This window comes from Epibacterium ulvae (genome assembly GCF_018678075.1).
GTDB classification, from domain to species: domain Bacteria; phylum Pseudomonadota; class Alphaproteobacteria; order Rhodobacterales; family Rhodobacteraceae; genus Epibacterium; species Epibacterium ulvae_A.
On sequence record NZ_JAHHIR010000102.1, the window covers coordinates 1 to 16,879 of the forward strand.

At 56.7% G+C, this 16,879-nt stretch carries 15 protein-coding genes and 2 pseudogenes; 8 read left to right on the top strand and 9 right to left on the bottom strand.

Annotation, left to right across the window (positions count from 1 at the left end):
- The first annotated feature begins 158 nt into the window (after positions 1-158).
- The 4 genes and pseudogenes from KMP13_RS21020 (at position 159) to KMP13_RS19795 (ending at position 2,798) form a co-directional block, all read left to right on the top strand.
- A complete protein-coding gene (locus KMP13_RS21020; RefSeq protein ID WP_353055736.1) occupies positions 159-305 on the top strand; it encodes a capsular polysaccharide synthesis protein in 147 nt (48 codons plus the stop codon).
- Positions 306-349: 44 nt separating this feature from the next.
- A pseudogene (locus tag KMP13_RS21025) lies at positions 350-970 on the top strand (capsular polysaccharide synthesis protein); the annotation flags it as partial.
- A gap of 141 nt (positions 971-1,111) precedes the next feature.
- Positions 1,112-2,026, top strand: coding sequence for a sulfite exporter TauE/SafE family protein (locus KMP13_RS19790; RefSeq protein WP_215267759.1), 915 nt, complete (start codon positions 1,112-1,114; stop codon positions 2,024-2,026).
- 1 nt (position 2,027) lies between these two features.
- Positions 2,028-2,798 carry a TIGR02186 family protein gene (locus KMP13_RS19795; protein WP_215267760.1) on the top strand — a complete coding sequence of 257 codons (771 nt, stop codon included), beginning with the start codon at positions 2,028-2,030 and terminating at the stop codon, positions 2,796-2,798.
- 95 nt (positions 2,799-2,893) lie between these two features.
- On the opposite strand, the pseudogene KMP13_RS19800 reads toward KMP13_RS19795, so the two are convergent.
- From KMP13_RS19800 to ccrA, 5 genes and pseudogenes are all read right to left on the bottom strand, one after another.
- Positions 2,894-3,630, bottom strand: a pseudogene (locus tag KMP13_RS19800) (SDR family oxidoreductase).
- Positions 3,627-5,159 (bottom strand): ATP-dependent DNA helicase, encoded by a 1,533-nt coding sequence (locus tag KMP13_RS19805; protein ID WP_215267761.1) that lies wholly within the window; start codon positions 5,157-5,159, stop codon positions 3,627-3,629. Before KMP13_RS19805 ends, KMP13_RS19800 begins: the two are co-directional and overlap by 4 nt.
- A 71-nt stretch (positions 5,160-5,230) precedes the next feature.
- A complete protein-coding gene (locus KMP13_RS19810) occupies positions 5,231-5,884 on the bottom strand; it encodes an acyl-homoserine-lactone synthase (RefSeq protein ID WP_215267762.1) in 654 nt (217 codons plus the stop codon).
- A 91-nt stretch (positions 5,885-5,975) separates the two neighbouring features.
- A complete protein-coding gene (locus KMP13_RS19815) occupies positions 5,976-6,695 on the bottom strand; it encodes a helix-turn-helix transcriptional regulator (protein ID WP_215267771.1) in 720 nt (239 codons plus the stop codon).
- A 315-nt stretch (positions 6,696-7,010) separates the two neighbouring features.
- Complete coding sequence (gene ccrA, locus KMP13_RS19820) at positions 7,011-8,297, bottom strand: crotonyl-CoA carboxylase/reductase (RefSeq protein WP_215267763.1); 1,287 nt, start codon at positions 8,295-8,297, stop codon at positions 7,011-7,013.
- A 746-nt stretch (positions 8,298-9,043) separates the two neighbouring features.
- Here ccrA and KMP13_RS19825 point away from each other — a divergent pair.
- From KMP13_RS19825 to deoD, 3 genes are all read left to right on the top strand, one after another.
- Positions 9,044-11,020 carry a protein meaA gene (locus tag KMP13_RS19825; protein ID WP_215267764.1) on the top strand — a complete coding sequence of 659 codons (1,977 nt, stop codon included), beginning with the start codon at positions 9,044-9,046 and terminating at the stop codon, positions 11,018-11,020.
- Positions 11,021-11,133: 113 nt separating this feature from the next.
- The gene (locus KMP13_RS19830; protein ID WP_215267765.1) at positions 11,134-11,451 is read left to right on the top strand and encodes an H-NS histone family protein; all 318 of its coding nucleotides are present in this window, start codon (positions 11,134-11,136) and stop codon (positions 11,449-11,451) included.
- A gap of 21 nt (positions 11,452-11,472) precedes the next feature.
- Positions 11,473-12,177: a purine-nucleoside phosphorylase gene (deoD, locus tag KMP13_RS19835; RefSeq protein WP_215267766.1), complete on the top strand. Its 705-nt coding sequence runs from the start codon at positions 11,473-11,475 to the stop codon at positions 12,175-12,177.
- A gap of 70 nt (positions 12,178-12,247) precedes the next feature.
- Here deoD and KMP13_RS19840 read toward each other — a convergent pair whose 3' ends face one another.
- Complete coding sequence (locus KMP13_RS19840; protein ID WP_215267767.1) at positions 12,248-13,108, bottom strand: urea carboxylase-associated family protein; 861 nt, start codon at positions 13,106-13,108, stop codon at positions 12,248-12,250.
- A gap of 215 nt (positions 13,109-13,323) precedes the next feature.
- Here KMP13_RS19840 and KMP13_RS19845 point away from each other — a divergent pair, with 215 nt between their 5' ends.
- Positions 13,324-13,698 carry a DUF1428 domain-containing protein gene (locus KMP13_RS19845; protein WP_215267768.1) on the top strand — a complete coding sequence of 125 codons (375 nt, stop codon included), beginning with the start codon at positions 13,324-13,326 and terminating at the stop codon, positions 13,696-13,698.
- Here the strand turns inward: KMP13_RS19845 and KMP13_RS19850 are convergent.
- The 3 genes from KMP13_RS19850 to creD form a co-directional block, all read right to left on the bottom strand.
- Positions 13,695-13,889 (bottom strand): hypothetical protein, encoded by a 195-nt coding sequence (locus KMP13_RS19850; RefSeq protein ID WP_215267769.1) that lies wholly within the window; start codon positions 13,887-13,889, stop codon positions 13,695-13,697. The two genes, KMP13_RS19845 and KMP13_RS19850, sit on opposite strands and share 4 nt — an antisense overlap.
- 111 nt (positions 13,890-14,000) lie before the next feature.
- Complete coding sequence (locus tag KMP13_RS19855) at positions 14,001-15,068, bottom strand: aldo/keto reductase (protein ID WP_215267770.1); 1,068 nt, start codon at positions 15,066-15,068, stop codon at positions 14,001-14,003.
- Between the two features lie 114 nt (positions 15,069-15,182).
- Positions 15,183-16,607 carry a cell envelope integrity protein CreD gene (creD, locus tag KMP13_RS19860; RefSeq protein WP_251363974.1) on the bottom strand — a complete coding sequence of 475 codons (1,425 nt, stop codon included), beginning with the start codon at positions 16,605-16,607 and terminating at the stop codon, positions 15,183-15,185.
- Between the last annotated feature and the right edge of the window lie 272 nt (positions 16,608-16,879).

A 16,879-nucleotide genomic window follows, 5' to 3' on the forward strand; every position in this document is an offset into this window, starting at 1 on the left:
TTTCGGAAAAACTGCGTCTCTTCGTCATTCGTGTATCCTGTTTTCAACGTTGGATACATCGTAGCACCCCGTCCAATTTTGACGGACCACTTCAAGGGTATGAGATTAAAATCCGCGGCCATGTGCTCTTCGCTAGACTTCGATAAGGAAGAAACAACATGATACCTTCGATGATCTGGTCACTGTGGCTTGATGGCAGGGAAAACGCGCCGCAAATTCCGTCCATAGCATTCAAAGCCTGGGAAGAGCTGAATCCGAATTTTGAATTGCGAATTCTAGACGAACAAGACGTCCGACAGCTCTGAAAAGACTACCCTAGCCATGTTCTAGATCTTCCCTCGCAGCCCTATCCGACATCGTGAGGATCGAACTTCTTGGCGAATATGGTAGTGTTTGGGTGGATTCATCAGTGTGTCCAACCCGAGCACTCGAAGAATGGATCCACCATCTATCCGCAAACGGCTTCTTTGCCTTTTCCTTATCAGACCCAATGCGCCCAATTGCTTCGTGGTTTCTCGCTGCAGACTCTGGTTCACAGCTGATACAAACGTGGCGGCAGCATGTAAGACGTTATTGGCAACGAAGTCGAAAACTCATTATGGATCCAAGAGATGGAAATCCGTTTATAGTAGACGCTATGGCCCACGTTCACCCCTCGACAGCGGACCAATACGCAAATTTTCCGTACTACTGGTTTCACCACTTATTTGGATACTTGATAAGCCACGACAGTGCCTTCTTGTCAGATTGGAAAAAGGTTCCGCGCATATCGGGAATGCATCCACAATTCCTACGACTGGAGTTGGAACAACGTCCAGACATGCTTTCAATTGAAAGGGCCGAGAAACTCCTTGGGCAATCGCCCCTACACAAAATGGATTGGAGGATGCGGCTCTCGCAAGACCTTGAAGCGACCTTGCTTCACCAGATCAATAGTTCGAAAGAATTGATTATGAGGCAAAGCGCATAATTGGAGCTAGACAAGCTCAACTTTACGGTGAGAAATCCGGTTTCCCCGGCGTTAAAGGGAGTACAAATTGCTATCAGATCTGTTTTGGCAGCGCAGTAATCCGTAGTTGCTTTGCCGGGCTGCACCGGGCTAACAAAGAGCATGAATATCTACCTCCCCATCGCGGAAATTTCGGTCAACGCATTCACGTTACTCGGCCTCGGCGGGCTTGTTGGCATCCTGTCGGGCATGTTCGGCGTCGGAGGTGGCTTTCTTCTGACCCCCTTGCTGTTTTTTATCGGCGTGCCACCAGCGGTAGCCGTGGCCACGGGGGCGAACCAGATCGTGGCCTCCTCGGTCTCGGGTGTCTTGGCTCATTGGCGCCGACGCACCGTCGATCTCAAAATGGGGATAGTGCTGCAACTTGGCGGTTTGATAGGGGCAGCCTGCGGTATTGCGGTCTTCAACTACTTGAAATCCCTGGGCCAGGTCGATCTGTTTGTCACGCTCTGCTACGTGGTCTTCCTCGGCATTGTTGGCGGGCTGATGTTCATCGAAAGCGTCAACGCCCTGCGCAAATCCCGACGCGGCGCACCGCCCAAACGCAAGCAACGCGGCTGGGTGCACAAGATGCCGCTGAAAACTCGCTTTCGCACCTCGCAGCTTTATATCTCGGTGATCCCGCCAATTCTGGTGGGCTTTTTGGTGGGGATACTAACGGCGATCATGGGGGTCGGCGGCGGCTTTATTATGGTGCCCGCGATGATCTATGTGCTGGGCATTCCAACCAAAGTGGTGATCGGCACCTCGCTGTTTCAGATCATTACCGTGACCGGCGCCACAACGATGATGCATGCCATCACCAACCAGACTGTGGACATCGTACTGGCCTTCCTGTTGCTGGTCGGTGGCGTGATCGGTGCACAATTTGGCACCCGCTTGGGCTCATACCTCAAGTCGGAACAACTGCGGATCCTGTTGGCAGTGATCGTTCTGGCGGTCTGCGGCAAGCTGGCGCTTGATCTGCTGCTGGAACCCTCCGAGCTTTTCTCCATCACCAATGTGGCAGGAGGCTAGGATGCGGATTGTTTTCACCCTGCTGTTCTCACTATTCCTGTCCCTGCCGGCGGCCCATGCGCAGGAAGAGGTCGTGCTTGGCTTCAGCCAGAACCAAGTGGAAATCACCACCGACTTTGACGGCTCCGAAATCCTGATCTTTGGGGCGGTGAAACGGGAATCCCCCCTGCCCGACGGCGACCCGTTACATGTGCTGGTCACGCTCTCAGGGCCTTCGGTTCCGGCTGTGGTGCGCCGCAAGGGCAAACGCTTTGGCATCTGGACCAATGTGGATTCTGTCACCGTGGATCGCGCGCCGATCTTCTATGCAGTGGCCACCAGCGCCCCGTTTGAAGAGATGCTGAGCCTGTCCAATGACCGCCGCTACCGGGTCTCAATCGAACGCGCCATCCTGTCCATTGGCGCCAAAGTCGCCCATGAACAAGCGCAAGATTATGTCGAGGCTCTGGTGCGCATCCGCGAAAACCAGGCCAAATATGCGTTTTTGGAAAATACGGTCCAAATAGACCAGCAAACCCTGTTTCGCACGACGATCCAAATGCCCCCCGACCTGACGGAAGGCGAATATACCGCCCGCATCCTACTGACCCGCAGCGGCAAGGTGATCGCCGATCACGACAGCAGCATCGACGTGCGCAAGGTCGGCCTGGAACGTTTCCTCTTTATCCTCTCGCGCGAACAACCTGTGCTTTATGGACTTTTGGCACTGGCGATTGCGATGATTTCTGGTTGGGGCGCTTCGGCCATATTCCGCCTTTTGCGCAACCGCTGATCGCGGCAGCACCGCGCCTCTGGCCTGCCAGAGGCGCCACGCCCAACAGCTCCTGCAGTACAACGGGGATGGCGGGAGCCCTCCCCGCGCCGCATTCACCCCCGCCCAATATAGGGCATCTTGGTCGCGATCACCGTCATAAACTGCACATTTGCTTCCGGCGGCAGATCGCCCATATGCAGCACGGAACGCGCTGCATCCTCGACCGCAAAGCTCTCCATCACAAGCGCGTTCGGATCGGCCTCGGTGGCGCGCGCGATCAGATCTTCCACCATCGGCGTGCGCGCATTGCCGATGTCAATCTGACCACAGGCAATGTTAAACGCCCGCCCATCCAAAGACAGGGATTTGGTCATACCGGGGATCGCCGCCTTGGTCGCCGCATAAGGCATGGAATTGGGCCGTGGCACATGGGCGGCAATAGAGCCATTGTTGATGACCGCCCACCCATGAGCACCTGTTTGCGCATCTGGGCGAACGCGGCCCGTGCTGCCAGAAACATGCCGGTGAGGTTCACATAGAGCGAGGCATACCAGTCCTCCAGCGCGATCTCATCAATCAGGCCAGAGGCGGTAAAGATACCGGCATTGTTGAACAAAACATCCAAATGCCCGGCCTGCGCGGCGAAATGGTCAAACGCCGCTGTGACCTCATCCGGTTTGGTCACATCCGCTGCCAACACAATAGCACGGCGATGACCGGCAGCGATCGCCTCCAAACGCTCCGCCCGCCGTGCCAACAGGCCGACCGTCCAGCCGGACGCGAGGAACAGCTCTGCCGTTGCTTGCCCAATCCCGGAACTCGCCCCGGTGATGATGATGCTCCGACTCATGAGACCTCCTCCTCCTGTGCCTCCAGCTGCAAAGCCACCGGCGCGACCTTGAGGTCATCCACCCGCAGCGTATCGCTCGGCTTTGCCAATCGGTTGCGCACCACCCAGATCAGACGTTCCTGCGCCCGGGTGATCGCCACATAGGCCAGCCGTTTCCACAAAGGCTGCCCCGCCTCGACCCGTCCCATGCGGGCAGCAGCGTAGATATCCGGGGCAAAGACCTGCGCCGTGTCCCATTGACTGCCTTGCGCCTTGTGGATAGTCACCGCCGCACCATGTAGAAACGTCGCGCCCATCCGGGCGGCAAAGGGGATAAAGGGTTCTTCTTCATCGGGTTTTTCGATTTTCACGATCGAGGCCGCAGAGACCTGCGGATCCTCTGCCCCCATCACATGCAGCCGTGAAAACCCCGGTTTACGCCCGGGACCAAGATAGACCACTTGTGCGCCTTTGATCAGGCCGCGCGCCTCAAGATCCAGACGTTTTTTGCGGTGTTTCATCGGCAGCTCGATCCCGTCACAGATCAAAGGCTCCCCCGCCAACAGCTCATCTTCGGGCGCGCCATAAACGGCACGAAACGCGTTGATCAGCCGGATGCGGGTATTGTTGCGCCAGACCAGAACCGGTGAGCGCGCCATCAGATCCACTTCAACCCGCTGCCCCCAGACCACCCGTTCGTCCCGTTGGGCGGTCTCCTCGATCATCCGTTCGAAATCGTCAAACCCAAGCTGCGGATCCGCCAGCGCATGGGCAAGATCCAGGATCGGGTTGTCGGCCTTTTGCCGGTGAATGCGGTTCAAGATCAGCCGGTGCTCTTCCGGCAGGGCGTCAAACACCATCGAGCCGGACTGATTCACCGGTGCCAGCTGGGCCGGGTCGCCAAACAACACCAGATTGGGAAAGATCTCTTTCAGATCGTCGAACTGGCGATCATCCAGCATCGAGGCCTCATCGACAAAGCCGATGTCCAACGGCTCCTCGCGCCGTTTCCAGCCGGTGATAAAATCCGACCCTCGTAGCCCCGCCGCCGCCAGCGCACCGGGGATTGATTTGTTTTTCTCGTAAAAGGCCTGCGCCCGCGCCAACGCCTCTTCGGTCAGACCTTCCATATCAGGCTCATCGCCCTGACCCGCCAGCCATTCGGCGATCTTCTCATATTCCGGGTCATAGACCGGTGTATACAGAATGCGGTGAATGGTGGTGGCCGGCACGCCGCGTAGGCGCAAAACACTGGCTGCCTTGTTGGTTGGTGCCAGAATGGCCAGGGTCCGCCGGTCGGTTTTCTTACGGCTTTCATAATCGCCGGACACAACATCAACCCCGGAATTTTCCAAGGCTTTATAAAGCTCTGCCAGCAACAGCGTCTTACCGGACCCCGCCTTGCCGATCACTGCGCGCACGCCGCTTTCGCCCATCGGAGATTGCAAAAGCCCATCATCCAGATCGACACCTGCTGCACGCAGGGCCTCGGTCACACTGTCAAAGGCCGAGGCCTGATCGTCGGAAAACTGTATGGGTGTCGCTGTCATGGCGCGACACTACAGGGATGGGGCCGACGGCACCAGACACCATACGGCCGCCCCCATCCTGATCTGGCGATTTATTCCGCAGCAAACTGCGCTGGGTTGACGGGCACTTGCGGCGCGACGGCACCGAAGGAATGATCGAACCACCGCTGCGAGGTCTCCATCGCAATCTCACAGCGCGCGGCCACCCGTTCATAGACCTCGGGCGAATACTCCCAAAGGCCCAGACAGATCTGATCTCGCCCTTCGCCGCGGCGTCCAATCACCTCGGGACTGAAGCCCAGACTGCGGTAGATCCGCACCATCCGCCGGTCAAAAACCCCAGCGAAATGTTCAATGCCAAAGTTGCGCATCACCTCGATCCCGGCCAGCGTCAACGCACCAGCCACATTGCCTGAGACGTCGCGCGCCAGGCAGAACCGGGTGCTCTCCCAAATCAGCGGGCTTTGCAGCGGCACCCCTCCGGTGAGGTCGAGGAAAAAGTCATTAACCATAACGGGTCCAGTGGTTGGCAAAAACCGCATGGATCCCCCATGGCTGCCATCGGGTTGCTGCCAGATGACATAAAGCGGGTCGAGCTGGTCATACTGATCATGCTCTTCCCCATTCGCGTCAAGGTTGACGTCCCATCCCAGCCGGGTGTGGAACTGATCCGCACGATCCAGATGCATGGAGCGGGCGAGCTTCGGGAATTGGTGAAGGTCGTGGCGATAGATGTAACGAAGCATAATTTGTCCCCTTTTGCTTGAAACGGGGACAGTAGGCACCACGATGTGCTACGTACCAAAGACTTAATAGTAAATGATAGTCATCCCTACGTCATATGACGATCAAGCCTATGCTCGTTGCGCGTGCAATCGCATGAGTTGTGTTTGCAGCGCCTAATTTATATCGCGCACTTTCGATATATACCCGTAAAGTGTGCTCAGATATGGATAAACTACTCGCAACTTGGGCCCTGCTTTGACCTTGTGCCAACAACGTTAAGGCGTCTACCTCACGCGGGGACAGGCTGATGTCCAGCAGGTCCAACCGGCCTGGTTCGAACTCCAATGCCTTGCGATTGAAGAAATGTGCCAGCAAAAGCAGCTCTCGATTATAGGCCGCAATAAAGGCGTCCCAGGCAGAATCACTGCAATTATGGCTTAGGGTGAACACTGCAAACTGGCCACTGGGGCCACGGATCGGAATGGAATAGCCCTGGTTCCCGACACCATGCTCCAAAGCATCGCTTAGGAAAGCCCGCACTTTGCGCGTGCTCCAATCAAGACGACGCCAATCAAGTGGGTGAAAATTCTGGTAACAGCCCGCAACCACCGGATCGACACGCACATAGTCTTCGTCCTGGTAGCGTTCTACCCAGGCTTCGGTGTAGGTCCCAAAATGATAGTGGTCCCCCTGGCTGTCCACCCAATGGTAAACCGCATGATCGACGCTCAGGTAATCTGTCAGGCGTTCAACGATCGTTTGCAACCCGGGCAAAGTCATCGTAGCGGCCAACGCGTCGAGAATCTGGTCCAAATCGTCCCTGTTCTCCATATTTCTTGAACCACTACCGCGCAGCTTCACACGCCCCTCAGAGCGTTGTGTCGCCTTGCCCGCACCTTTCCCAATTCTTAACATATTTCAGGTTTCTTCATTAACCTTTTTCGGTCAACGGAAACATTTCTAAATCCGTAAATTTGTTCTTATTCTCTATCAGAAAGTTCTCATTGTGAACAAATTTCTGACCATCTTCGGAAGAAAATTTGAAAAAAGCGAGGCTATTGGGCTGATTTCAATAGAAAAAGGGCCCTGCCCTGTTCCTTGACTGAACAGAGGCGGAGCCCTAGGTCGTGTCTTTCTATCGCTGGTTTACTTGTCGACTTCCAACACATCTTCCAACGTGCGCAGCCCGGTTTTGGGGGCCTGAACCAGCACCGACATATTGCCTGGCTTATGTTCATTGCGCAGCATTTTCATATGTGCCTCGGGCAGATCGGCCCAGCTGAACACCTCTGACATGCAGGGATCCAAGCGACGCTCTACCATCAGCTTGTTGGCCGCGGCTGCTTGCTTGAGATGGGCAAAGTGCGAGCCCTGCAAACGCTTCTGGTGCATCCACATGTAACGCACGTCAAAGGTACAGTTGAACCCCGACGTCCCAGCGCAGATCACAACCATGCCGCCCTTTTTACAGACCAGCGAAGACACCGGGAATGTTTTCTCACCGGGGTGTTCAAACACCATGTCGACGTTGACGCCCTTGCCAGTGATCTCCCAGATCGCCTTGCCGAATTTGCGCGCCTCTTTCAGCCAGGTGTTATACTCCGGCGTATTCACCGTGGGCAGCTGCCCCCAGCAATTGAAGTCATTGCGGTTGATCACACCCTTGGCGCCCAACCCCATAACAAAATCGCGTTTGCTCTCGTCCGAGATCACACCAATCGCATTGGCACCGGCCGTGTTGATCAGCTGGATCGCATAAGACCCCAGACCGCCAGAAGCGCCCCACACCAGAACATTCTGACCCGGCTTCAGATCATGCGGCTCGTGACCAAACAACATCCGATAGGCGGTGGCGAGCGTCAGCGTGTAACAGGCGCTCTCTTCCCAGGTCAGATGTTTGGGACGCGGCATCAACTGTTGCGCCTGAACATTGGTGAACTGGGCAAAGGATCCATCCGGCGTCTCGTAGCCCCAGATGCGTTGGCTTTCGGAATACATCGGATCGCCGCCGTTACATTCCTCGTCGTCGCCGTCATCCTGGTTGCAATGGATCACAACCTCGTCGCCAATCTTCCAGCGCTTTACCTTGTCTCCCACGGCCCAAACGATGCCCGACGCATCAGAACCGGCAATGTGGAACGGCGCACCGTGAACATCAAACGGGCTGATCGGCTTGCCCAGCCCGGCCCAAACACCATTATAGTTCACACCCGCAGCCATCACCAGAACCAGCACTTCGTAGCTGTCCAGTTTGGGCACATCCACAACTTCCTGCAGCATCGCCGTATCCGGCTCACCATGGCGTTCCCGACGAATGGCCCAGGCATACATTTGCTTGGGCACATATCCCATCGGAGGGATTTCACCCATCTCGTAGAGGTCTTTTTGTGGCGCATCATAAGCAAGCGCCTGGTTCTCGTTGTCCAAAGCCATGTTGGCCTCCTTCCCTCAACAGCATCGCCGCAGTGCAGAATCGCGGCCTCCCCAACAGGAATAGAAACCGCAAAGTAATATTGCAACCCCATAGGTGTCTTTTTTGTAATTTTATGACCTTGCTATCGCAGCAATCTCTTCGCACCTGCAGCACGACATGGCGCCACTCGCAGGAGCGTGGACCAGTCGCCGCACCAGTTTTGAAAAACACTAGATTCTTTTGACACCACGCACATAGGCCCCTGCGTTCCAGATCCCGGCCGGACTCCTGCCGATGTTCCACAAAACGAATATTTCAGTTTTGCGGACACAGCTTTCCCTGACGTCAGGTGGTATTTCCTCGTCTAATCTTGCTTGCGGCGACACATCAAAAACTAGCCGATATGGTTTGGCGAATTCTCCGCAAAATATCCGCAGCTTTACGAATCCGCCGCCAATCTTAAAGGATCGGTCTATGTGAAATAAATCACACAAGCCCGACTTAACCAATGCATTAATAGCCCTACTTACATTTTTCCGTATGCAATCTTAAATGTATTTAATGGATTGAAACTTCCCCTTTGGATTGCAGCAAGGAAAGCGCGCGCCAACCCTGCACTACGCAACTCCGCCCGAAACTCCGTTGTGTCACTGCCAAATAAAAACCCTGCACATGCCGCAACGCAGCGAATTGACAAAGGTTCAAAATTACGATCTATAGCAATAAAACGAAATAAAATTACCCACATAGATTCACGAGGTTAACCATGTCGCAGACGCAGCAAGAGACCAAGACCGACCGCCCCTGGCTGATCCGCACCTATGCGGGCCATTCCACCGCGACCAAGTCAAACGCGCTCTACCGCGCCAATCTAGCCAAGGGGCAGACCGGCCTGTCGGTGGCCTTTGATCTACCCACCCAGACCGGTTATGATAGTGACCATGTTCTGGCCCGTGGTGAGGTCGGCAAGGTCGGCGTACCCGTCTGCCATCTTGGTGATATGCGCACCCTGTTCGACCAGATCCCGCTGGAACAGATGAACACCTCGATGACGATCAACGCCACAGCACCCTGGCTTTTGTCGCTCTACGTGGCCGCAGCCGAGGAACAGGGCGCCGATATCACAAAGCTGCAGGGCACCGTTCAAAACGACCTGATCAAAGAATACCTGAGCCGCGGCACATATATCTGCCCGCCCAAACCCAGCCTGAAAATGATCGGCGACGTGGCGGAATACTGCTACCGCAATATCCCCAAATGGAATCCGATGAACGTCTGTTCCTACCATCTGCAAGAGGCCGGCGCGACGCCCGAGCAAGAGCTCGCCTTTGCTCTGGCGACCGCACAGGCGGTGCTGGATGAGCTGCAGCCACGGGTGGATCCAGATGACTTCCCGGCAATGGTCGGGCGCATCTCTTTCTTTGTGAATGCGGGCATCCGATTTGTCACCGAGATGTGCAAAATGCGCGCCTTTGTCGACCTGTGGGATGAAATTTGCCAAGAACGCTATGGGGTTGCGGAGTCTAAGTTCCGCCGCTTCCGCTATGGCGTACAGGTCAATTCCCTGGGCCTGACCGAACAGCAGCCGGAAAACAACGTCTACCGGATCCTGATCGAAATGCTAGCGGTGACCCTGTCGAAAAAGGCCCGCGCCCGCGCCGTACAGCTACCTGCCTGGAACGAAGCCCTGGGCCTGCCGCGCCCCTGGGATCAGCAATGGTCCATGCGCATGCAACAGATCCTCGCCTATGAAACCGACCTGCTGGAATATGGCGATCTGTTTGATGGCAACCCGGTGGTCGATGCCAAGGTTGAGGCCCTGAAAGAGCGCGCGCGCGCCGAACTCGCCAACCTCGGCGCGATGGGCGGTGCGGTGCAGTCGATAGAATATATGAAATCCCGTCTGGTGGAATCAAACGCCGACCGTCTGAACCGCATAGAACGTGGTGAGACCACAGTTGTGGGCGTCAACCGCTGGACCGAAGGCGAGCCCTCGCCGCTGCAAACGCAGGACGGCGGCATCATGGTTGTCGACCCCGCCGTGGAAGAAGAGCAAATCGCCCGCCTGAATGCCTGGCGCACAGAACGTGATGACGCAGCTGTCGCAACCGCCCTCAGCGCGCTGCGCGAGGCTGCGAGCAGCGGTGCCAATATCATGGAGCCCTCCATCCAGGCCGCCAAGGCCGGTGTCACCACCGGCGAATGGGCAGAAGAAATGCGCCGAGTACACGGCATCTATCGTGGCCCTACCGGGGTTTCTGCCAGCATGTCGAACAAGACCGAAAACCTCGAAGATCTGCGCGATCAGGTGGCTGCCGCCAGCGACAAATTGGGCCGTCGTTTGAAATTCGTGATTGGCAAACCCGGTCTTGATGGCCATTCCAATGGCGCTGAACAAATTGCCTATCGTGCGCGCGACTGCGGCATGGATATTACCTATGACGGTATTCGCCTGACGCCTGCGGAATTGGTGCAATCCGCCCAGGACGACAAAGCCCATGTTTTGGGACTTTCCATTCTTTCGGGAAGCCATTTGCCCCTGGTCGAAGAAACCCTAAATCGCCTGCGCGACGCCGGGTTAGAAAACCTTCCGGTGATCGTTGGTGGTATTATTCCAGACGAAGATTCGGCAAAACTCAAAGAAATGGGTGTGTCCCGCGTTTTCACGCCAAAGGACTTTGAACTCAATTCTATGATGAGTGACATTACCGACCTCGCTATTTCTGGGGAAGTAGAAAGTTAAAATCGGCAAAAAAAGCGAAAAATTGCCAAATTAGTTGATGAAAGCAGGTTCTGTTTTATTTCATAAAGCAGAGTACGCCATATATTATGGTGGAACTAATTTGGAGAAGACTAATGACAATCGATCTTTCGACCATGTCTCGGCTTGAGCTCATCGAATTGCGCTCGAACCTGGACACGGCGATCCAACGCGCCGAAGAGCGTGAACGCACCGAAGCTTTGCGCGCTGCAGAAGAAGCCGCGGCAAAATTCGGTTTCTCGCTCGAAGAGATCGCCGCAACTGCTCGCAACACCGGTAAAAAAGGCAAGGCAGCGCCCAAGTATCGCAACCCGCAAAACCCGGACGAAACCTGGAGCGGCCGTGGCCGTAAACCCCATTGGGTCCATGCCGCATTGACAGCTGGTGCCGATATCTCAGAATTGGAAATCTGACTCCACTTTTGAGGTGAACGAGTGACTATTCATATTGGCGCCGCGCCCGGCGATATTGCTGAAACGGTTTTATTGCCCGGCGATCCCTATCGCGCGAAATGGGCGGCCGAAACCTTTTTGGACGATGCACGCCTTGTAAATGAGGTGCGTGGCATGCTGGGTTACACCGGCACGTGGAATGGCCATCCTGTGACGATCCAAGGCAGCGGTATGGGGATGCCGTCGCTTTCGATCTACACAAATGAGCTGATCCGCAATTTTGGGGCCAAAACCCTGATCCGCATCGGCTCCTGTGGAGGCATGCTGGCCAAGGTCAATATTCGCGACGTGATTATTGCCATGACTGCAACTACAGTGGGCTCGCCTTCGGACAGCATCATGCGCGAAGTGAATTTCGCGCCCTGCGCCGATTGGGGTCTGCTGCACGCAGCCGCCCATGCCGCAGAAATCCTGGACGTGGGCGTGCATGTGGGCGGAATTTATTCGTCGGATACGTTTTACGACGAACGCGCGGATCTCAATGAACAGATGGTGCGCCACAATATCCTGGGCGTCGAAATGGAAGCGGCGGAGCTTTACACGCTCGCCGCGCGCTATGATGCACGCGCCTTGGCGGTTCTGACTGTTTCGGATCATTTGCAAACGGGTGAGGCCGTGCCGTCCGATGAACGCGAACGCAGCTTTGGCGACATGGTTGAAATCGCGCTCAAGGCAGCCTTTGCCTGATCAGCTCCACATCTGATGTATAAAACGCCTCAAGGCCGCACCCACTCTGCGGCCTTGGGGGCCAAAACCGCTACCGTCCGTGGCTTTGATCGTAGCCGTTCTTGGTCGGGCTCTGCCATCCCTCCAATGCGCCTGCCTTAGGGGCAAAGACCTCAACCAGCAACGGATGGCACGCGGCAGTGTTACTGGTGTGCTCGGATGAGCAATCCCCTCCGGGACAGGCGCTCAACGCGCCAAGCAGATCGATCTCTGCGAAAAATTCAAGGTAATCTCCCGGCCGTACCGGGCTGGCCTTCATGAAATACTGACCGGTGTCGCGGGTGAAACCGGTGCACATAAAGACGTTCAGCACATCATGCACATGGGGTTCCGCCTCAGCCAGACTCACGCCCAGATGATCCGCCAGGGCGCGGGTGAGATTGGAATGACAGCAATGGTGGTACTGCACCTCCGACAAGAGATTGCCGGTATAGGGATCACAACGGGTGCCAATCACATCATGGACCGAGCCGCCAAATTCATCCACCCCGTACCAGCCCAAGGTATCCGCCACGATGGTCGCCATCGCCCGCATATGGGGAAAGCTGGTCCACATACGCTCGCCAGTGGTCAAATGGGTGCCATGCAGCGCCCGTGTCTTGCCAGAATAAAACCGTTCGCTCAGGTCATTGGCATGCCACAGGTTCAAATCCCCCACCTGCGGCCCCTCAACCGAGGAGATGCGAAAGAACTGCCCCGCAGGCACCGTAAAACAGGCCGCATCGCGGGGCTGCACCAGCACCTCGTCCACCTTGTCGGCCTCTGCGCGCGCGCTGTGATAGAGCGTGAGCGGCACATCCGGCAGAGTCTCATTCGGATAGCAGATCACCGGCGCCACCGCACGCCGTGCGGCGGCATCCTCGGGCGGCATTGCGGTTCCCATCTTGGTCATATTCAATCCCCGTTTTTTACCAAAGAAAGACTGGGAAAATCTGGAATGGCAAGCACCGCTTGCACCGCAGACCATAGAATTTGATCACAAAATCCCCCCTGCCCAATCCGCCATCCACCCCCTGCGCGCCCGAACAGGTGATTTGGGCGCGGTTTTCGGATACCCTGTGGCCGCTGACACGACCGATCTCGTCAACCCAGCGCAGGAGAGAGCCCATGACTTATATCGATGGATTTGTTGCCGCCGTCCCTACCGACAAAAAGAACGCCTATATCGCCCACATAAAGGAATTCTGGCCCCTGATGCAGGCCCACGGTGCCATCGGCCTGTGTGAGAATTGGGGCGATGATGTGCCAGACGGGGAGCAGACCTCGTTCCCGATGGCCGTAAAATGTCAGGAGGGAGAGACCGTGGTGATGTCCTGGACCATTTGGCCGGACAAGGAAACCCGCGAAGCCGGCTGGAAAACCATGCAGGAAGATCCCGCCTTGACCCAATCGATGCAGGACATGCCCTTTGACGGCAAACGCCTGATCTTTGGTGGGTTTACGCCGGTTTTCACTGATGGTGTTGCACCGGACAGCGCTTAATTTCGCGCCCCTGCTTTGCAGTCTTTGGGGGCCGTAGCGCCCTCCACCCGCGCCCCGCAAAAGGCGCAATCCCAATGGCCCGCGCGGCGATTTTCCCGCCAACGACAATTGCGGGTCAATGTGGTGGTTTTGCGCTTCCAGTAAAGATAGGCAAACACACCCAACAGCAGAATAGTCAAGATCACGGGCATACCCGCCCCTTACACCATGGCAAAGCCCCACATCAATGACGGGGCTTGCGCCTTTGGCTCATTTAACCTTGCTTGCGGCGCGCAGATCCCACGCGCCGCGCCTATACCCACTCAGCCCGCGTCGCGCATGCCCTTGCTGCCCAAGGACGGGCTGGGGTGGGCGTCATGCAGCGCTTCAATCGCGCTCAACACCTCGCCGCTCAGGGTGATCTCTTCGGCGGAGAGACATTCCTCAAGCTGGGCGATAGTTGTGGCACCGATGATGTTGGATCCCAGATAGGCCCGCGAATTCACAAAAGCGATCGCCAGCTGGGTCGGGCTCATCCCATTGTCCTGCGCCAGCGTGGCATATTTGCGCACGATATCACTGTCGCGGTTCTCGTAGTGTTTGGTCATCACACCCGCGCCCCAGGTTTCCGAGAAACGCGCGCCGTCAGGCTGTTGCCCATTGAGGTATTTCCCGGTCAGCACCCCGCCACCCAGTGGAGAATAGGCCAGCAGATCAACCCGTTCATGCATCGCGACCTCAGCGGTGGAGACATCCCAATTGCGCTGCAACAGGTTATAGGGGTTCTGGCTCGCCTGAATACGCGGCAGACCTTTGTCTTCGGCCAGACGCAGGTATTTCATGATGCCCCAGGGCGTCTCATTCGAGACACCGATCTCGCGGATCTTGCCCTTTTCGATCATCCGCGCCAGCGCTTCCAACATGCCTTCCAGATCTTCCCCCGCAAAAGAGGTGTGCAGATCCGCCTGAAAATCCCGCTGCGCAAAACCGTTGACCTGCCGCTGCGGCCAATGCAGCTGATAAAGGTCAATCACATCCGTTTTCAGCCGCTTGAGCGAGCCATCCACGGCCTCTTCGACATCCGCAGGCAACAGACCCCGCCCCCGGCAAAATGGGGCCGGGCCAACCATCTTGGTCGCCACGATCACCTCGTTTCGGCGCCCGGTTGCCTCAAACCACTGGCCAATAATCTCTTCGGTGGCGCCGGACACGTCGTTGGAGATCGGCACCGGGTAAACCTCGGCTGTGTCCCAGAAATTCACCCCGCGATCCAGCGCCAGATCCATCTGGGCGGCTGCATCCTCATAGGTGTTCTGCTGGCCCCAGGTCATCGTGCCCAGGCAAATGCGCGACACGTTCAGGTCGCTGGTTCCAAGCTTGCGGTACTTCATATCTCGATCCCCCATCCGCGACCTGTGTGGCGCAGAAAATACATGATTTTCCATAAGGTAAGCGCGCGCCTGCGCCCAAACAACACGCCGCCGCAGAATTTCTGCAGCCTGCTGTTACGCCGGGGGCGTGTCGTTTGGTGCAGGCGTGTTATCGCCCTTTGACGCGGCTTTCCATGGGCCTTTGACCTTGGCCGGTTTCTTGGGGCGCTCCGGGCCAAACCAATCCTCGTTGCGGGTGGCAAACATGGTCAAAGCCAGCGCTAGGAAGGCCAGAGTCGCCCCGGCCATCAGCGCATAATCGGCCGACCGCAGGATCATATATAGCACCGCGTAGACCACCACCAAAACCGAACCCAAGACCAAGGTCCGCCGCCCTAATTTCAGCGCCAGCCAGCCAAAGACGGTCAGCAGAACAATCGTCGCCCCCGCCGACAACGCGTAGGCCGCACCAAATCCGATCAGTTCAGCATAGGCCACCATCAGCAGGACAAACAAGGACTGCGCCAACCCGACCATCAGGTATTGCACCGGGTGCACCGGCTTGTCGCGCCCCTTTTCAACCAACAGAATGGTCAGGAATGTCAGGGCGACAAACAGGATACCGTACCGCGCAGCACGATAGGCTTTTTGATAAAAATCATTGGGTTGCAGGAAGCGCACCCCAAAGGAAAACGCATCGCGCGCCACCCCATCGGGATCCGAGCGAGAGACTTGCGACAAAGCGCGCGCCAGATGCGGAATGCGCCACTCGGCGGTAAAGCCGCTCTCGCTGATCTCACGCCTGTCGGGTAGAAACGCCCCGTCAAAGGACGGATGCGGCCAGTCACTGGTAAAGGTCACCGCGCTGTCGCGCCCCACCGGGGTCACATGCAGATATTGCGCGCCGTTAAACCCAAGGGCCAGCTCAAATCCTCCGAGCCCACGTGGATCCCCCACCTGCGCCTGAATGCCACTGCCATAGGTAAAGGGCTCGAGCGGAAATTGCTGGTCGCCACCGGTCAGTGTCGCCACGCCGCGCAACGCCCGGTTCGAGGAGACCAGCACCCGCACATAAGCCTTGTCCCACAACAGGGCTTCCTCGTCCTGCAGCACGGATGTGGCCTGTTCCGTCACGAAATCAAAGGCAAAAGCTGCCTCCGCCTGATAGACCGGCACCGCAAAAATACCGCGGGTCCGGATCTGCGCCGCTGTGTTCAGATCCAGGGTAAATGTTTGCGGATAAATGAAAACCGGCTCGCCCTCCTCCTGGACGATCTGTTCAAATCGATCCTGCAGCTCTTTGCCGGTTTCCGGATCCAGCATCACCGCGCCTGTCACCGGGTTCACCTTGGGACGGCTGATAAACCGCGTCACTTCGCGCTGCACCGGGATCACCAGCTGTGGCCCCGACAAGATCTGCGCCCCGCCCCATTCACGCCCCACCGACTCGATGGTCGAAATGGAGAAGGACTTGCGCCCCTGAATGATCTCCGCCGCAAAGAACAAGGGCACAAACATCAGCAGCACCAATGCGCCCACAATCAGAAATCGACGTCCCATGGATCGTAACATCACAGCCCTCGCTTGGAGATTTTCACCCTAATGTAATGCTCTTTCGCCTGGACCAACAGTGGGATGGTAATCCCCCCTAAAATTAGTGGTGATGGATTCAGCCGGTCACTGCAACACAGTGTAGAACTTTGAATTTGAAGGACTGTGTCGATGACCAAACCACGACGTATGGACGCACAAAGGAAAGCCGTAATTTGGCATGAATGGGAGCGCGGAACGCCGATGGCTAAGATTGCACGGTTATCGACAAACCGCCCGCA